At 32.2% G+C, this 17,815-nt stretch carries 16 protein-coding genes and 1 tRNA gene; 7 read left to right on the top strand and 10 right to left on the bottom strand.

The window, feature by feature from the left end; all coding sequences use genetic code 11:
• Positions 1 to 12 precede the first annotated feature (12 nt).
• Entirely contained in the window at positions 13 to 519 is a 507-nt protein-coding gene (locus FHK87_RS16510) for an adenine phosphoribosyltransferase (protein WP_140594868.1), read from the bottom strand.
• 94 nt (positions 520 to 613) lie between these two features.
• Here FHK87_RS16510 and FHK87_RS16505 point away from each other — a divergent pair.
• Both FHK87_RS16505 and FHK87_RS16500 read left to right on the top strand, forming a co-directional pair.
• A tRNA-Arg gene (locus tag FHK87_RS16505) sits at positions 614 to 687 on the top strand.
• Positions 688 to 920: 233 nt separating this feature from the next.
• Positions 921 to 2,150 carry a site-specific integrase gene (locus FHK87_RS16500; RefSeq protein ID WP_140594867.1) on the top strand — a complete coding sequence of 410 codons (1,230 nt, stop codon included), beginning with the start codon at positions 921 to 923 and terminating at the stop codon, positions 2,148 to 2,150.
• Between the two features lie 178 nt (positions 2,151 to 2,328).
• Here FHK87_RS16500 and FHK87_RS16495 read toward each other — a convergent pair whose 3' ends face one another.
• Together FHK87_RS16495 and FHK87_RS16490 are read right to left on the bottom strand one after the other, a co-directional pair.
• Entirely contained in the window at positions 2,329 to 3,291 is a 963-nt protein-coding gene (locus FHK87_RS16495) for a hypothetical protein (protein WP_140594866.1), read from the bottom strand.
• A gap of 5 nt (positions 3,292 to 3,296) precedes the next feature.
• A complete protein-coding gene (locus FHK87_RS16490; RefSeq protein ID WP_140594865.1) occupies positions 3,297 to 3,860 on the bottom strand; it encodes a GNAT family N-acetyltransferase in 564 nt (187 codons plus the stop codon).
• 471 nt (positions 3,861 to 4,331) lie between these two features.
• On the opposite strand from FHK87_RS16490, the gene FHK87_RS16485 reads away from it, so the two are divergent.
• From FHK87_RS16485 to FHK87_RS16470, 4 genes are all read left to right on the top strand, one after another.
• Complete coding sequence (locus FHK87_RS16485) at positions 4,332 to 5,033, top strand: RteC domain-containing protein (RefSeq protein WP_226294293.1); 702 nt, start codon at positions 4,332 to 4,334, stop codon at positions 5,031 to 5,033.
• A 310-nt stretch (positions 5,034 to 5,343) separates the two neighbouring features.
• Positions 5,344 to 5,622: a helix-turn-helix domain-containing protein gene (locus FHK87_RS16480; protein WP_140594863.1), complete on the top strand. Its 279-nt coding sequence runs from the start codon at positions 5,344 to 5,346 to the stop codon at positions 5,620 to 5,622.
• Positions 5,623 to 5,630: 8 nt separating this feature from the next.
• A complete protein-coding gene (locus tag FHK87_RS16475) occupies positions 5,631 to 6,281 on the top strand; it encodes a hypothetical protein (protein ID WP_140594862.1) in 651 nt (216 codons plus the stop codon).
• Positions 6,265 to 6,921, top strand: coding sequence for an ATPase (locus FHK87_RS16470; protein ID WP_140594861.1), 657 nt, complete (start codon positions 6,265 to 6,267; stop codon positions 6,919 to 6,921). The genes FHK87_RS16475 and FHK87_RS16470 overlap by 17 nt, the downstream gene beginning before the upstream one ends.
• A 41-nt stretch (positions 6,922 to 6,962) precedes the next feature.
• Here the strand turns inward: FHK87_RS16470 and FHK87_RS16465 are convergent, their stop codons facing one another.
• Complete coding sequence (locus FHK87_RS16465; protein WP_140594860.1) at positions 6,963 to 7,835, bottom strand: hypothetical protein; 873 nt, start codon at positions 7,833 to 7,835, stop codon at positions 6,963 to 6,965.
• A gap of 200 nt (positions 7,836 to 8,035) precedes the next feature.
• On the opposite strand from FHK87_RS16465, the gene FHK87_RS16460 reads away from it, so the two are divergent.
• Positions 8,036 to 8,884: a hypothetical protein gene (locus tag FHK87_RS16460; protein ID WP_140594859.1), complete on the top strand. Its 849-nt coding sequence runs from the start codon at positions 8,036 to 8,038 to the stop codon at positions 8,882 to 8,884.
• Between the two features lie 40 nt (positions 8,885 to 8,924).
• On the opposite strand, the gene FHK87_RS16455 is transcribed toward FHK87_RS16460, so the two are convergent.
• From FHK87_RS16455 to FHK87_RS16430, 6 genes are all read right to left on the bottom strand, one after another.
• A complete protein-coding gene (locus FHK87_RS16455) occupies positions 8,925 to 9,512 on the bottom strand; it encodes a hypothetical protein (RefSeq protein WP_140594858.1) in 588 nt (195 codons plus the stop codon).
• Positions 9,513 to 9,691: 179 nt separating this feature from the next.
• The gene (locus FHK87_RS16450; RefSeq protein ID WP_140594857.1) at positions 9,692 to 10,087 is read right to left on the bottom strand and encodes a hypothetical protein; all 396 of its coding nucleotides are present in this window, start codon (positions 10,085 to 10,087) and stop codon (positions 9,692 to 9,694) included.
• Positions 10,088 to 10,102: 15 nt separating this feature from the next.
• Positions 10,103 to 11,290 (bottom strand): hypothetical protein, encoded by a 1,188-nt coding sequence (locus FHK87_RS16445; protein WP_140594856.1) that lies wholly within the window; start codon positions 11,288 to 11,290, stop codon positions 10,103 to 10,105.
• Positions 11,291 to 11,303: 13 nt separating this feature from the next.
• Positions 11,304 to 15,032: a PAAR-like protein gene (locus FHK87_RS16440; RefSeq protein ID WP_140594855.1), complete on the bottom strand. Its 3,729-nt coding sequence runs from the start codon at positions 15,030 to 15,032 to the stop codon at positions 11,304 to 11,306.
• 2 nt (positions 15,033 to 15,034) lie between these two features.
• The gene (locus FHK87_RS16435; protein ID WP_140594854.1) at positions 15,035 to 15,892 is read right to left on the bottom strand and encodes a hypothetical protein; all 858 of its coding nucleotides are present in this window, start codon (positions 15,890 to 15,892) and stop codon (positions 15,035 to 15,037) included.
• An 8-nt stretch (positions 15,893 to 15,900) separates the two neighbouring features.
• Positions 15,901 to 17,670 carry a type VI secretion system Vgr family protein gene (locus tag FHK87_RS16430; RefSeq protein ID WP_140594853.1) on the bottom strand — a complete coding sequence of 590 codons (1,770 nt, stop codon included), beginning with the start codon at positions 17,668 to 17,670 and terminating at the stop codon, positions 15,901 to 15,903.
• Positions 17,671 to 17,815: the final 145 nt, after the last annotated feature.

Here is a 17,815-nt window from a genome sequence, read left to right as displayed (position 1 = left end):
ATCTCACGAGAATCAATAACTCAAAAGACTTTTTATAGGGTATTCAATTTTTTCTCTTCCTTTCAAAAATTCTAAAATTGCAATAAAATTACATTGAATAATTTCTCCTCCCAAACTCTCAACTAGTTCACATACAGCTTTTGCTGTTCCTCCAGTAGCCAATATATCATCATGGATTACTACTTTTTCTCCTTTTTGTATAGCATCTTTATGGATTTGAAGGACATCTTTGCCATATTCTAGCTCATATGTTACTTCTAAAACGTCATATGGTAGTTTTCCTTTTTTGCGAACCGGTACAAAGCCTGCATTTAACTTTTGAGCTATTATACCACCAAAGAAAAAGCCTCTAGATTCTATTGCAACTACTTTGTCAATTGGAGTATGCACGAGAGAAGACAAATGGTCTGCACAGGCTTCAAAAGCTTTGGCATCACCAAGCAAGGGTGTAATATCTTTAAAAACAATTCCTTTTTTTGGAAAATCATTTATATCTCGAATATATTTTTCAAAGTTCATTGTGTTTGTTTCTTTATTTGTAAAAATATACACAATTATTATTTTGCGGAACAAAAAAAAGAATTTATATTTGCACCCGCCTAAAAGCGATAAAGGCCTCGTAGCATAACTGAATAGTGCACTTGATTACGGCTCAAGAGGTTGCAGGTTTGAATCCTGCCGAGGTCACAAAAATTACTTACAAAGAGTATCAAAACCTTGCAAATTCTATGATTTGCAAGGTTTTGTTGTTTTTGGACTATCATATTATTTGATATAATTTGATTTAAAATGTTCACAAATCGTCAACAAAATTTTTAGTTGTCAACAATGTTGACAGTTTGATTTACAGAACATTACCTTTATAGTATAGTTGATTTGGCTTTCGTCTGATTATTGTTTAATTAAAAAAGACGACAACTATGCGTTCATCAAAAACTTTCTCCATCCTATTTTGGATATACACTTCACGTGCTAAAAACAATGAAACCAGAATTTATGCTCGTATCACAATCAATGGTGAAAAAGCAAATATTAGTTTAAAGCGTAAAGCTGATATACGTACCTGGGATTCTCAACGACAACGAGCAAAGGGTAACAACGAAACATCCAGAGTATTAAATCATTATTTAGACCAAATTCATGCTCAACTAATACAGTGTTATCAGGAAATAAAATTTAGCTCTCAACTAGTAACTGCAGAACTTATCAAATCAAAATTTTTAGGAGAAGGTGACAATTCAAAAACCCTCCAGGAAGCTCTTAAATATCACAAAAGAAAAATAGAGAAAACCTTAACCCTTGGAACTGTTAAAAACTTTGGTGTAACAGAAAAATATATCAATTCTTATTTAAGGAAAAATTTAAAAACTAATGATATTTATCTAAAACAATTAAACTATAAATTTCTTTCAGATTTTGAAACTTTTCTGATAACCTATTATCCAAAAGGACACCCAAAAGCAATGGGCAATAATACGGTTATGAAACATATTCAGCGGTTGCGTAAGATTATTACATTAGCGTATCATATTGAATGGATAGATAAAGATCCTTTTGTAAGATGGAAACCATCTTTTGAATCCACTCAACGCGAATTTTTAAGTACGCATGAACTGTTTAATCTTGAAAACTACAAATTCCCGTTAGAACGTCTTGACCGTGTTCGTGATTTGTTTGTTTTTAGCTGTTATACCGGAATTAGCTATACGGATATCATCAAGTTAACCTCTGATAATATTGTTTTGGGAATCGATGGAAATAAATGGATCATTTCCAAAAGACAAAAAACCAATACTCCAATAAAAGTTCCATTACTTCAACAAGCTGAATATATTTTAGAAAAATATACTAATCATCCTGTAACAATGGTTTCAGAAACTCTGCTTCCCGTAATAACTAATGAAAAAATAAATCTTTATCTAAAAGAAATAGCAGACGCAGTTGGAATCAGAAAAAATCTAACTTTTCATATGGCTCGGCACACATTTGCTACTACTGTTACACTCTCTAACGGAGTTCCAATAGAAACTGTTTCAAAATTACTTGGTCATACAAAGCTTGCAACAACTCAGATTTACGCAAGAGTCCTTGATAAAAAAATTAGTGAAGATGTTTTAATGCTAAAAAAGAAGCTAGCTAATCAAAACTAATATTCACTCAAAGTCGAGATAAAAAGTCAAAGGTTATTTTTTTTGTTTCTTATCTGCTTCAGGTACTCAGAAAATTTAACCTTTTCTTTTTTTAAAAAGGCTTGAGTAAAGGCATCTATACTATTAAAGCCTATTTCATTAGCCATTGCTTTTAATTTATAGTTTCTAAATTTTTTATCTACCTGTAACCTTTCAAAACATAATTTATTCTAAGTTCATTAATATATTCAGTAAATGTTTTTTGTTTATATGTATTTACAATTCTTGAAAGGTATTTTGTATTTGTATTAAACTTTTTAGCCAAAGTAATTGTGGTTATCTTTCTTTTTAAGTACTCTTCATTATCTTCAAATTTTTTAAGTTTATTAAGAATGTTAATTACAATCTTATCTGAGATTTCGAAAGGACTATAGTCATTCTTTAAAGTTTTATTTGACTTGTCATTAATTTCCAGTAAAATCTTTGTTTCTTGTCGTGCTTGATAAACAAAATCTACAATATAAACGGTCATCATAATCATAAAACCGAAGTTTACAACAGGTTGTTCTATACTTTGATAATCGCCAGTTGCCACAATTACCGGCATTAATGATAATGTAAATAACCCCAAATACCCTGAAATGATTCTATATTTATAATATTTGGATTTCAAACTGCCTGATGCTTTTTTATACAGTTTTATTAGTTCATTGACTATTTGATATAAAAAGGCAAAGGATACTACCAAAGGGACGGAAATAAAGATTTTTCTCGAAAGCGAAAGATTTCCGGAAAAATAATATGGAATAACAAAAAGTGTCAGAAAAGCTAATATTAGAACAAAAAAAAGTATTCTTACATTAAAATATTTAAACGGATAAAGGTCAAATTCTTTGTATATGTAATAAATAAAATAAACAGCAACAATAATACCCACAATATAAGCTATAATATTCTGAGAAAATAATGACAATGAATATTGTTCATCTGGATAAATCCCGGAAAATAAATTATACAAGATATAAGTAATGATCAATATCAAAAACCTTAATCGCGATCTATCTCTTGGTCTTGAAAAGAAAAATAAGGTTTGTGCAAAGAGCACTTGTATTTGAAATACCAAAATTGCAAAGGTTACTAAATGCATTTCAGTTCCAAACATACTAATTATTGTTTTCTAAGTATGTAGAGCTTGTACCCTAAATCTAAAACATCAATGATTTCAAAACCATATTTGTGATACCATCTCAAATTTTCAGTAACGGATGTTTCAAGATAAATTGGTTTATCAGAAAAGTTTTCCAATACTTCTTCGAGTAATTTGCTCCCTGTTCCCTTATTTTGATGATCGGGATCAACACCTATGTACCAAAGATGGTAAAATGGGGTTGCAGGATGATTTTTCTTAAGTAGTCTTTCTCTTTTTAGAACTGCATTCAAATTTCTCAACCCAACTGCTTTAAATATTAATTTAATATCCCAAATTAATGATAGCAAAGAAAAACTTTTAAACCAGGGGAAGATAATAATACAAGCAGCATTCTTATCCCTACTCATCAGAATTTCCCCAAATTTCTCTCCTTGAAAGACAGAATACTCTACCAAGAATCGTAGTCTTTCCTGACGTTTCTTATCTTGCTTAATTGTATAATTGGTAGATTTATTACTATCAAATGAATTTGCAATAATATCAATAATCCTCTTTCGATCGTTTTGTGTTCCAGAAATCACTGTCTAGATAAAATTAAATAATATTTAGAGGGGAAGGCAATTGGATAACATTATAAATGTAAAAAAATGTCTTTTCTAATCTTGAAACAAAAAACTATTTAACCAAATTTTAGGACGAGTTTCCAGAAAAACACCATTGTTTTTCCTGAAATAAGATCATGATATTGAGTAAAAGAAAAAAACTATTATAAATTTGTTTTCATTCACTAAACAACACCTTAGAAAATATATTCTTATAAAATATAAGATTTTCTTATTCAACCGTATTTAGAATATCTAATCTTCCCCAGTAGCTTAATTCTGCCTAGATTTTTAAATACTATTGAAAAACTGATTTGATAAAGGGTTATGAATTTCAAAAAACTGTCTCAGAAATGTCTAGTTGATTTAGATATCATCGAACGTACTGTTACTAAAAATCTAATGCGTATTCATTTAAGTATCCAACTATGTAATACAACCCTTGACAAAATGAGGAAACAAGTACATCTTAAAGGATTTAAAACCAGAGAGGAGGAAATTGATTTTTTCAAAAACATCAAGTCTTTACCTTTATCCAAACTTATTTATTTTAAAGAATTAAGCAATCTAGAATATTATCTGCCAAAAGAAGACGAGTCTGAACAAAAGAAATGTATAAAACATCACTTAAAAAGGATTAATTATTTTTTTAGCAGTAATATAGATTTTGGACAATACATCGAAATGGAAGCAACCTTCTTAGATGAACATTATTTCACAAGAAAGTTTAACGAATATTCTTCATTTCATAATTGTACAATTTTTGAAATCGATTCGAATTTTTATACTCCAAAAGACACACTATTCGCCCAATTCAAAGCTTACAGGGAGTTTGTTATATACTTAAGAAAAAAATTAACTACACTATCAAATAGATCAGAGAAAACCCTTATTGAACAATCAAACTTAAAATGGACAGGGAACAAAATCGACTTAATCGAACTAATTTACGCTCTTCATGCATCAGGATCAATAAAAGCCAAAGGGATAAAAGAAGTTGCAAAAGCTTATGAAGAACTTTTTGAGATCGATCTTGGAAACTACTACAGAAAATTCATCGAGTTAAGAAACCGTAAACTTATCGAGCGTACTCGGTTTATCGATACTTTAAGAGACAAACTTATTCAAAGAATAGAAGAAGCCGATCAATAAAATATTTTTCACATAAAGTATTTATTGTAAACATAAAAAAATCACAAGTTGTGTTCGTATTGTGAGTATTCCTAAATATATGAGATTTCTTATATAGAAATAGATAGATAAACTTACGAAGACTACAAATAATAAAAATTTTATGCATTAACAATGAAATAAATAATCTTTCACAAGTTGTGTTTCTATTGTGAAAAAAGTCTTTCAAAGTATATCAACTTTGTTTCCAGAAAGTCAAATCAGTAGGAAGAGGCATCAAATTGGGTGACAGCAGCGAGATGCCTCTTTTTTATAAACACACATTTTTCTTATGCCAGCAAGTATTGTAACAACAGATGATCTTAGGGTGTTCAAAAGAGAATTACTAGATGAATTAAAAACCCTTTTGGTAAAACAAACTCAAGGAAATTTAAAAAGATATTTAAAATCATCAAAAGTGATGGAACTTTTGCAGATAAGCCCCGGCACTTTGCAAAACCTTCGTATCAATGGAACGTTGCCTTACACTAAAGTCGGCGGTATCATTTTCTATGATTCTGAAGAAATTCAAAAAGTAATGATTGACAATAGAATACATAACAAGTTTTAACTGGATACATGAACTATATTAAGCACCTAAATAGTGTTTTTCAAACATTTACAAAAGATTCACGATTAAATCCTACCCATATAAGCCTATACATGGCATTATTCCAAATTTGGAATATCAATCGTTTTCCACCTATGTTTTTTATCAATAGGGAAGAAGTTATGCAGCTTTCAAAGATCGGTTCTAAAGCCACTTACCACAGATGCATTAAAGAATTAAGTTATTGGGAATATGTTATTTACACTCCATCACACAATCCATATAAGGGAAGCCAAATAAAGATGTTCACTTTTGGGACAACTAATAAACAAGAGGTAAACGACCATGAAACAGGCACCAAACAAGCATTAATACCTTATATAAACAATAATAAACCTAAAGAAACTATTATAAAACGTAAGTTACCAAAAACAGAAATTGAAGTTATAAAGTTCTTTAAAACAAAAAAATGGCCAGCTCTTGAGGGATTAAAGTTTTTCAACCACTATCAATCCATTGGATGGAAAATAGGTGGTAAAGTGAAAATTACTGACTGGCAAGCAATAGCCAACAGTTGGATGCTCAAGTCAAAAAGGCTACAAACAGATAAAACGCTACTATCTCAAAAACGGGACAACTTGAAAACTACTACAATTAAAAACTATGATGAACCCCTCTAAAATAAAGGAAGGTGGTGTAGAATACTCCATTGGAAAATTTAATGGAAAAACTATGTCTTATGACTTTGACAGGATTCTCATTTACCTAAACGCCAAAGGGAAATTGCTTTTTGGCAAACACTTTAAAATTTGTGAAGAAGATTATAGCATTCTCTGGAAATTGACGAATTACTTTATTAGAGATCCTGAGAATTGTGCCAAGCATAATATAGATCCTGATAAAGGCTTATTATTATCCGGTCCTGTGGGTTGCGGCAAAACCAGTTTTATGAAATTGTTAAAATATATTGTTCCTCACCGAAAACCCTATGTGGTAATGCCATGTCGAAATATTGTCTTCGGGTTTAACCATATTGGGCATAAGATTATAGAAGATTATGGAAACACGCAATCTTTTTGTTTTGACGATTTAGGTGTAGAACCTATGGGGAGGCATTATGGCAAAGATTGTAATGTGATGGGAGAAATTTTAATCTCTCGTCACGAACTGTTTCTGAAAGCTCAAATTAAAACTCATGCTACTACAAACCTTAATGCTCAGGAATTGGAAGAACTATATGGTATTCGCGTCAGAAGTAGAATGCGACAACTTTTCAACTTAGTAGCTTTTGATGTTAATGCCAGAGATAAAAGAAAATGATGATACAAAAATAGTGATCCTATTAGGTAGTATCCAATATATTAGAACTCACAAAATTTCTTTCTAAATTCTTCTAATACTAAAACCCATCTATGATCAATAGGAGTGTTGTATTTACAGAATTTTTGGATTAATCCCTTGGGCATATTATACTTACGCTCTATTTGGGTAATATTAAGAAAAAGAGCCATTTCCTTAAACCATTGGGCTGTGGATTGATACTCCTTATTAGTATAAGGGTTCTGGTTTGTGTTTGATACTTCCCAAGGGAGATTTAAGAGTTCCTTTAGTTCTTCTAGTCGTTCTAATTGATGCTCGGGAATAGAGATATATTCTTGTGCTGCATATCTGCCTCCTTGCGAAATCAACCAATCTTTATCTGAGTCAGATATATCCTCTCCCTTAAGAATTGCATTTTTAATGTTATAATAGTAGTAATTAAAAATGCTGTTTCCTTTCTTGATTATTATATCCCGCCAACTAAAACCAAGAAGTTCTGTAAGGTCATCTAACTGCCTTTGTTGTTGAATACTTAAACTCTTAGGACTTCTTTTAAAAATACGTTTTTTGGATTTTAACCATTCAAATTGGTTTGAATCAGGAGCACTGTTATTAAAAATGGTCAGCTTAATTTCTTCTATCCCTTTTTTAAAACTCGGTAATTTTTTACCATTACTTTTTTTAAAGCTTCTCCAATCATACCCCAATAAAGGTATAAGTTCATCTAATTTTTCAATTTTATAAGGGGTTATTGGATCTATACCGCCTTCTTTTTGATGACTGAGCCTTTGTAAGCGTAACCATTGTTTTTGTGTGGTTGTTAAAGGATGATCAAATTCTAGACTCGTTTTGATCACTTTATACTTTTCATCAAAACGGTCTTGATAGTATTTTTGCTTTCTATTTGTAGTCATAAGAGAGAGAATGTTCTACAGAATAAAAATAAAAAAAAGATGTTCTATATCAGTTCAACTTAACTAAAATAATTCAATTTTTTTAAATGGTTTTATAATTATGATAGGACTCATAATAACTGCTTAAAGAAAAATTGGTTACTATTGCACTACTATAAATAAATTACAGAGACAAATACTAACAACTAAAATAGTACTTAATGAAAGTATTTTTAAGTGTCATAGTTATTCTAACTTTTATTAAAACACAATCTCAAGATATAAATATACAAACTGAATATTGTAAAGTAATCAATAAACAAGACTTTACCGGGTCTAATGAAAACCTAAATGGTAATTACATAAATTACGTATTAGAGATAAATAATAAATCAAATGACACCTTAATAATGCCAAGTTTAGGAATATTAGACACATGGTCTAATGATTTTATTAATAGTTTATTTTTAGAAAATATTAATGAACCATATTTTACTATCAAAATAGATGAATTTTACGATAATACTTCGACTGAAGACATTGAGGAAAATATAGATATTGAGGAAGTATTGGTTGATTATCATAAAACATCTGTAGTTATAAATCTAAGCGATGGTTTGACCAAAATACCTCCAAAAGCAAAAAAAAGTATTTACATTTTAAAAAAAATACAAGGCTCTATCCCAAAATTTGTTCAAATTCGTGCTGTATACAATACTTGTAATTTAAATAAAAAAAATGCAGAAAAGAACTATAAAAATACGCTGAACAATTTTAAGCAAAGAGAAAAAAAACATAGAAAAGAAATACAAAAAATAGAAAAGCAACTTACCAAATATACTATCAAATCTATTAATGGTAGCACGACAACTTATACACATAAATTTGATAAGAACGATAAAAAAAATGAACGAGAGTTTAAACAAATTTTAAAAAAGAAATCAGAATTAGAAGAAGGCTTTAATTATTACTCTAGAGACCAGAAAGATAAAACTGAATATTTAAAAAGCCTAATTCAAATAAGTCCTATCAAATTAACCCACAAAAAACGAATTCAGGTGGTAAATTGACTAGAAATTATCAATTTAATATTGGCTAGTACAATTTAATTTAATCGTTGTAAATGTTCCAAATACCGTTATCAAAATCTACTTCATGTATTCTGATTTGCATATTAGGAACTAGTTTTTTGCCGAGATTAAGACGTAATATTTTAATAAGATTAACACATATCCAGTATTTATCTTTAAGATTTAATTGTACTAATTGAGGTCCATTTTCTTCAGTTTGACCAAATCCTGTTACTTTTTTATCTATATGTTTTAACCATATCGAGTAGAAAAACTTTGGTGATTGCTTGTCTTTATAAAAATGGAAGGATATATCAGATATAAAATTAGGCTGACTGGGATGAGGGGGTGTCTTAAATACGTTTACTGTAAAACTATGATTACAAACGATATTATCAAACTGATCAAAAATTAATATAGAAGTATTTTTGATATACAGTTGGCTTAATCGTTCTCCTATATTCAACAAACAAGCGTCTTTGCCACCTTTAATCTTTTTAGTAAGTCTTTTTGTTGTAAAATCTATAAATGCAAACGGTTCTTTTCTGCGTGGATGAACACCTAGCTTACATCTAAATTCTGGATGTAAAATTGAATGAAAGATATCTTCTATTACTACGCTTTTCAAGTTTATTTACTTAAATCTATTTATGACCTTTGATAGAATTTAAATGCATATTATGTAATTGTATTAACACTATTTCTCTAAGTCAACTCGCCCTCCCCCAAAATACCATATTCCTTCATGTTCAAAAATTCCACCGAGTAGTAGTTTTAGCTTTTTCTTTTTGTATGATACAATCAGCTTTAGAGTAGGAAATGTATAAGTATTCTTAACTTTTGAGGATTTGGCAACCATTTTTTTTCTCCTAATTCAACATTCTCCAAAACCATTTGATCAAAAACTATCTTTTCTTCATTAGTCAAATAATCTATCATTCCTTCATACTGATCTCTTTGCCATTCATCTGAATCTAAATCATCTATAATAGACTCATCAACTTTTTGTTTATCATCAATAATCCCTTTGGCTACCGCAATTTCTAAAGCTTTTTGCTTTTGGGGAATTCTACCTATTAAGCTATCAATATTTTTTGATTGAATATGTTTAAAAATTATTTCACCTAATTCTTGATGTGTTTTTTGAGCATTAATAGAAAAACAAAACCAAAAAATAAAAATCGTTATATAATATTTTTGCATGTTCAATTGTATAAATTACTCATTTATAATTTCCACCCTACTTTTATGTATCCAACCATTTTTTCCTTTAAAAGCAACGAACCACCAATCTTTTTTATAAGAATCGCCAATTCGATTCTTTCCGTCTTTAGAAACCATAAATTCTTCTCCATCTTGTATCTTAAATAAAATTTCACCTTTTATGTTTCTAACATTGGTATAACCATCAGGGTCGTTAATTAAAGCTTTACTATAAACTGGTTTTGGGTGCTTATCATCCTTTGGCTTGTTACCATAACTGATTTTACTATATTCTCTTAATGTTTCAAAACCATAATAATTAGCTTTCTCCATTTTTTCTAGGTATTCTGGAAATAAATCATAAATATACTCAGGAAGTCCCCATTTAGGGAGTTCTCTATCGATACCCGTATTCATAATAAAAGCAAGGGTTTTATCAGCTTCAACATATGATTTTGGATTTAAAATCATGTCTTCCATATATGTCTCAATAGGAAAATCTCCATCAGTGTATTCGTATACTTTTTTGAACAATTCTTTTCTCAATGAACTTTTCACTTCTTTTTCACCATCTATTTTCACTACATCAAATAGTAGTTCATCTAGATCTGGCTTGCTATAAAAATCAATTTGGCTAAAAGCAGAAGATAAAATAGTTTTATTTCCTGAATATCCATATCGTTGTACCAAATGCCTTAAATCCTCTTTCCTTTTTGTTTTAAATTTATGAATAATCTTTTGATCCTCATAAAAGATTAAGTTATTATAATCGCAAAAATAGCTTGGTGTATTATCTTCGATCATCATTTCATCAATTACAATTCGTTGCTCTTTTAAAATAATATCCGGAATAAAGCGATAAGACATAGGAAAAATAGTGCTGGAGTATTCATCTATATCAATCCCATATATTTTTTGTATCTGTTTACGAAATTCAGGATATGGTAAAGGTTTAAAGTCATCACATTGCTTTAAAAACTTTTCTGCAACAGGAATTAAAGATGTTTCGATATCCTTTAAACTCTCATTTTTAGGATCAAATATTTTCTTTTTAGTGGTATCCATAACCTTAGGTATATTTTCACTTACTAACTTTATTGTAGAGTTAGATTCTACTTGATTTCTAGATTGTTCTTGATTTTTTTTACAGCTAAAGAACAATAGTGTAAAACACAGAAAAATTAATACTTTATTTTTTTTCATAATTACTGTTTTATTATTCATCATCTAAAACTCCTGTCCATTTCGTTGGTGAATCAACAACACTACCTGTCCAAGGTTCCTCAGTCACTTCTCTTTCCTCTATAATAATACGAACATCTCTATTTTTTATATCCAGATCTACAATATTTTCTCGTAATTCTTTTTCTAAAACATCAGAATATTGAACTGTTGAGAGACACCCTATTGTAAATTTGGGATTCCAGTTATGAATAGCTATGCCATCTCGATAACCATCTGGCCCGTTAGGAATAGTTGGTTCCTTACCATCTTCACTTACATACATAGAATGACTTTGACTACTATTTTTTTGTTTAGGAATTAAATAGTACTCTCCTGGCGGGCATTCATTATTAGTCCCATATCTTTTATCTGAGTGAACACCATACTTTACCTTATCTCCATGAGCATCCCTAGAAAGATAGGTAACATAGTCTGGTATTGGTAATTCATCCTCTTCTTTTAATTTTTTATATTTATCTAGTTCCATACTACGATATACAGAAGTTTTGTATCGTATTACATCCTTAAGTGCGACTACTCCTTCACTATTTTTATAATCAAATTTATCATAAGCTTTACCATCTATGACAATCACTGTTCCTATCTGCCCATCACGCCTCTTGTAATCAACACAATCCTTAGCTTTTAAAGCATCAATCGCTTTTTGAAAAAAATCGTATCTATCGGGAATACTATCATCACTTGCATTAATCTTTTTACTAACCGCTGTAACAGCATCTAAGCTATCTCCCATATCAGCTCTAGCATTTAAGTATTTCCAATCCCAAAATGCCAAGGCGGAAACCATTGCATCCTTAGCATTGTTTTTTAATTTATAGGGATTGTCTCCATCTAACCAAACTACATCAGCTTCATCATCAATTTTCATCCTATTATTAAATCTCTTTTGTAGAATCTCGTAGTTACTTTTCCAAGTAATCTGTTTAAACCCTTTACCACTATACCGCCATCCGTCTCCATCTCCATGTCCTGCTTTTTTTCCTATAGGATGTGTTTTACCATAAATGGCATTTGCAAGTGTTTTTTGCTCTTCTAGTGTTAATGCTGAGCCATTTTGTTCTTCTCTTCCTAATTCTTTAGCTTTATTTTCTTTTGCTGTCTGGCTATTAAATTGTTTAAAATAACTTTTAAACTCACTTAATAATGATTCCCAATACCAATTAAAATTTTCTTGTAATGTTTCAAAACCACTTTCTTGTGCTATTTGACCAAGAAAATGTGCTTTTCGGGTGCATGTATCTATACCTACTTTTTTCCTATATTGATTTAGATATGGAAGTGCTTCTTTAATTATTGTATCATCCTCAATAGAACATATTGCCTTGATTTCTTCTAATGTAATATCTTTATCACAGTTATCACATCTTCCCTTGTTCTTTTTAGTAGTTCCAGATGCTTGCTCAACTACTACAGGATTTACCTGATTTTGTAGTTTGTCTTTTTTTGTAAACCCAATGATAACACCCTGACTCCGTATTGCCTTACTATACCAAGACACTTCGTCTACTTCTATATAAAAAGTTTCTCTTGTTCCTACCCAACCATTCCATTTCTTTTCAATACAAAAGTCAAAAGAGGCTTTTCCTTCGTTGTCTATTATAGCTGTAAAACTACTAACTTCATCGTCAGGATTCAGAAAATCTACCCATAAGGCTTTATCAAATCTAAATACTTTAACTGTTACTGTCTTACCTATTAGATTATAGCTTTTGATATTGCATACAATAGTATCGCCATAAAGCACATTACGCACCCTTTTTCCTGATTTTTCATAAAATACCCCTGCAATGGCAGCTTTTGATTTTACATTGATCTTCATCCCATGTTCAAAATGCTGCATCCCTGCCTTGGCTCCCTTTATCACTTCTTGATCATCATCAGGCAATATCTCATACACTACATATCCTGTTCCTTTTTGCGAACCATTGGTTAGTTTTGAGGTATACCTGTCCTTAGGAAAAGCAACTTTGTAGTTTACTTCTCCATTACTACCTACCATTATCGCCCCTGTTTCTGCAATGGCGGTTTTACTGCTGTCTTTTTGGATGTTATAAAACTTTAGCTTTATTTTTTGTTCGTTAAAAGCATCTAGTTTGAGTTTTACATATACTTCTTCATCAAAACCACAGGTTGTTTTGTACCACCCCTTGCTGTCTGTCCATTCCATTCTTTTAACACTAGGAGTAGTAACAGTTACTTTTTTGATACAGTTTGAAGATTTCCCTTTTTTGATACGACCAATCTCACTACTGTTCATATAAGCTTCTACATAATAAACACCTTCTGTTTTATGATTTGAAAACTCAAATGTTTCTCCCGTAGTACCACTTAATGCTGTTACTTCATTAAAAGCACTGTCATAAACTACCCATTTGACAGCTTGCTTTTCTTCTGCTGTAGGTGGTTTAATACTGTAAGCACTCTCCGGCACTTTGAATTTGATAGTATCATTATGGGTACGCATAGAAGTTTTATCCAGTTGTATGGAAGTAACCCCATTAGCTCCAACCCGTAAGGTGGTTTCTACTGTTTTTTCTTCTCGGGTAGCTTTGATTTTGTAATACCCTTTTTCAGCAAAAGTTACAGTTTCTGTATGTGTATTTCCTTCAACCGCATTTTCAATGATTTCTGTATACGTTCTTCCTCGATTGGTAGATTTATATACTGCCCACTGTATATCCTGTACTGTTGCAATATCTAATACTTCGGGCATATCGACAGCAAGGGTAAAGGTGGCTTGTTCTCCCGGACGTATCTTTGCTGCTACGTTTTTATCAATACGGTTTAACTCCGGTTTTTTGATCGTTACAGTATAAGTCGCCGCTTTGCTTCCTCCGGCACTCCCTCCATAGGCTTCTACTTTGTACGTTCCATATTCTGAAAAACGGATATCCAATAGTTCGCCTTTGTCTTGATAGGTATATAGCGTTTCTCCTGCATCATCATACACTACCCAGTTTACTTTATCCTTATTAGCTGCATTTTCATTATACCATTTCAAGACCTTAAAACTGATCCATTGGTCTTTTACATATTTTGTTTTGCTATCCGTAGTCGTGATCTTTTTTACAGAAGCCCCTTTTTCTTCTGTATTATCACCATCAAACCCTCCTCCTGCAAGTATTTCTAAATCAGCTTCGGTAATCATAGGATTCAGTAAAGTTGTTACCGCCAATGTTCCATTTTGTATCTGGGCTTCATTTACTTGTGCCGGAGCTTGACCATGATCTTCTATTTTGATCATCCCCCCAAAGCTACACATCGCTGTTGATTCTTCAGTTAGAATTTTACCCCCGTTTGCCAACTCTACCCCTTCATAAGGCTTCTGCCACCCGGTAATAGCAGGTTGACAAGGTAAAAAGGAACTCCCACTGGGCTGCATTTTGCATTTTCCAAAGAATGGGGCATCAAAAGGTTGCCCTAGTTCCATAGTACTGGCAATTAGTTTTTCACTACCGTTTTCATCATTGACATAGAATTTTGATTGGGTGGTTACCTTTAAAGGAATTTGTGTTGGTGTCTCACTTTGGTTACAACTACACTTTCCTCCTTGGCAAACAATAGTTTTTGCTGCTGATGTATTAGACCCTGTCTCATTGTTTTCCTCTTCTGTGTTCGCAGTATCATTGGACGAACTTCCATTTTCACCTGTATTAGGGTTTGGGTCTGTAGTGAATATTTTTTTTAAGGCTGAAAACATACTTATTCCTTTTCTATAGTGGTTATTGATGTTTTAACGTTTTGAGAAGCTATCTGTAGCGCTTGCTTGGTCACACAATGTTGGATTTGTCCTGTTAGCGTATCAAGAACGACTTTATTTTCTAACGTTGCAACTGTTTTTTTGTTTTGTGTGCCTTCAGGCAAATACCCTCTTTTTATCAGATGGTCAAAAAGAGCTTGTTGCTGTGTTGTTGTAATCACACCATTGCCTGTTCCTTTTAAGGTTAAAAGGGTATCGATTTCTTGAAGTTGCTTTTGCACAAGAGGATAGCGAATCGTGTGCCCTGCAAAATAATCCTTTGCGATAAGTTCCTGTTCTGAATTACTGATATCGGTGTAATAAGGACCGAAATAACTCATTAAAAAAGGGTCTTTCTTAAGTCGTAACGATACAAGCTCTTCTGTCATGGATACATCGACAAGTGTTATGTACTGTTGTATCGCCTTACCTTGAAATTCTGCCAGCAGTTTTTTCTTCTCCGCCTCCCATTTTTGTTTGATTTCTTTAAAGTTCAACAATCTTTCCAAAATTGCTGAGTGCCCTGTTTGATATTCTAACGTATTAAAAATAGCTGCTATCCGTAGGTTGATTTGATCAAATACCTGATTAGATTGAACATTGTTGATTTTTATATCCTGTTTTTCTAAACGATAGGTGTATATAGGACGTTCTACATCTTTCTGACAATCTACTTTTATTTTGTAAGTGATCGTATGGGATTTCTTAACAGGAAAATATGTGGTTTCTTTTAACCTCACTCTATACCATATCGCTTCTACCCATGATGTTGGGGAGATCTGGTGCAATTGCTCTTCTTCGTTCAAAAAGGATAAGCGCATAGGGCGGTTTAAAAGAGTTTTACTTTTTCATTACTTTGTACATCTACCTGTTTACCACTGGCTAGTTCTAAATTTTCATCAGTACTGTCTACCCTTACCCGTTGTGCATTAGCTTCTATACTTCTGGATTCTATTGAAATATCTTCTTCTGCCTGTTGGATCATATTCTGAGAGGTTACAGAATACTCTTCCCCTGCAGAGACACTCATATTTTCTGATGCAGCCATAGTAAGGCTTTCACTGGCAGAAATATCTATATTCTTGGCAGCAATGCTTATGCTTTCAGGAGCAGAAATGAGGATACTTTCTCCAACGGTATCAATTTGAATGATATTTTGGTTCTTATCCGTAATGGTAATCATTTCTGATCCTTGTGTGTCATCTAATGTAATGGTATGTCCTGACCTGGATCGTATTGCTTTAATATCATTGTTATCACTTTGCCAACTGCTTGGTTGTGCTGAACCATGATATAAAGTCCCTGCTATAAAAGGTCGTTCTGCATTATCCATTTCAAAATTGACAACGACTTCCTCCCCAAGCTCAGGGATAAAATGAAATCCCTTGTCTGCTCCTGCATGCGGGGTCATCATACGTAACCAAGGTGTCGTTTGACCGCTCATTCTCTGCCAAGGGAATTGTACCTTAATTCTGCTTAATCCATCGGGATCATTGTTCTCAACTACTGTAGCAATTTGTATCCCACTCTTTGGAAATTTATTGATATCCATGTTTGGATATACAGTAAAGTCTGCTGCTACAGCTTCAAAAGTATTTTTATAAATCCCTCCTTCTGTATTGGTATGGCTAACTTTGGTTACCCGATATCGTCCATATCCTTGTATAAAGATCACCTCGCCAAGATTCACTCCGGGATTGTCACTCTCTCCTTTGGCAACCACCTGCTTTAATGCTTTGGCTTTGGTGTATGCTTCTATTTGCTCGTCTAACCTCGGTCTTACATTCTCATCGTTATATAAATTGTGATATACCTGTGTTTGTTTGGTAAATACCTCCTTAGATTTTTGATTAGTAAACCCATGATACCCTTCAGAAGGAATGGTCACTTCGTTACTACTTTTTTGGTGTAGCTCATCAGTAAGGTAATCATTGGTAAAATATTTGAATGCATTGGGCACAGAACTAAGTTCTACTGAGAAGTTTTGTAAATCGGTTCCATAACTCAATTCGGTTTCCTCTTCACTTGGTGCTCCAAAAACTAATTTTTTACCATCATAGTAAAACCATTGGTTATAATACGCTGCTAATCGACTGGCAAAATCAAAAGCACTTTGATTGTGTTGTACTGCATAATGTATCGTATCTGAGGATGTAGGCGAAAATCGGGTTTCTAACTTCCCCCTGTCATATTCACTAAAAGTATCTTCTAAGATCTCTGCAAGCCCAACATCAGTAAACGAAGCATAGTGTGCTCCGTCATCAGCAAGGATAGAAGTACTTTTAGCATGAAAGATAACCATATCACTTTTACCATACTCTGATCCTTTTGCTCCCTCAACTTTAATAATGATTCCTTTAAACTCTAATTCTCGATAACTTCCTACCTCTAGTGTCGGAGCAATACGAATGGTAATGGTTTCTCCTAAGTGGTCTTTGCTGTCTCCAATCAATTGATCAGATAGCCCTTCAACAACATCTGCACGGCAGACCAATGTAAGGTCATGGTGAGCATCGATCTCCTGATTTAACTTGATACTGCTATACGAACTAATGGGCGTACCTGAGATAAATATTTGTGTAGTAGTTTCTAATGCCATAGAGAGTGGGTTTTTGAGGTTACTTTTTTGTTTTCTAACATATTATGTTAAAAGGATTTCAAATGTACAATCATGTTTTTAAATTACAAATAGCTACTGGGGGGTGTTTTTCCCCTGTGAAATGTTAAAAAAAACATAACTTCTA

Origin of the sequence: Aquimarina algicola, from assembly GCF_006443095.1 — a bacterium.
GTDB lineage: Bacteria > Bacteroidota > Bacteroidia > Flavobacteriales > Flavobacteriaceae > Aquimarina > Aquimarina algicola.
Note: the sequence above shows the minus strand (reverse complement) of the source record. Positions and strands in the feature narration are given on the sequence as shown.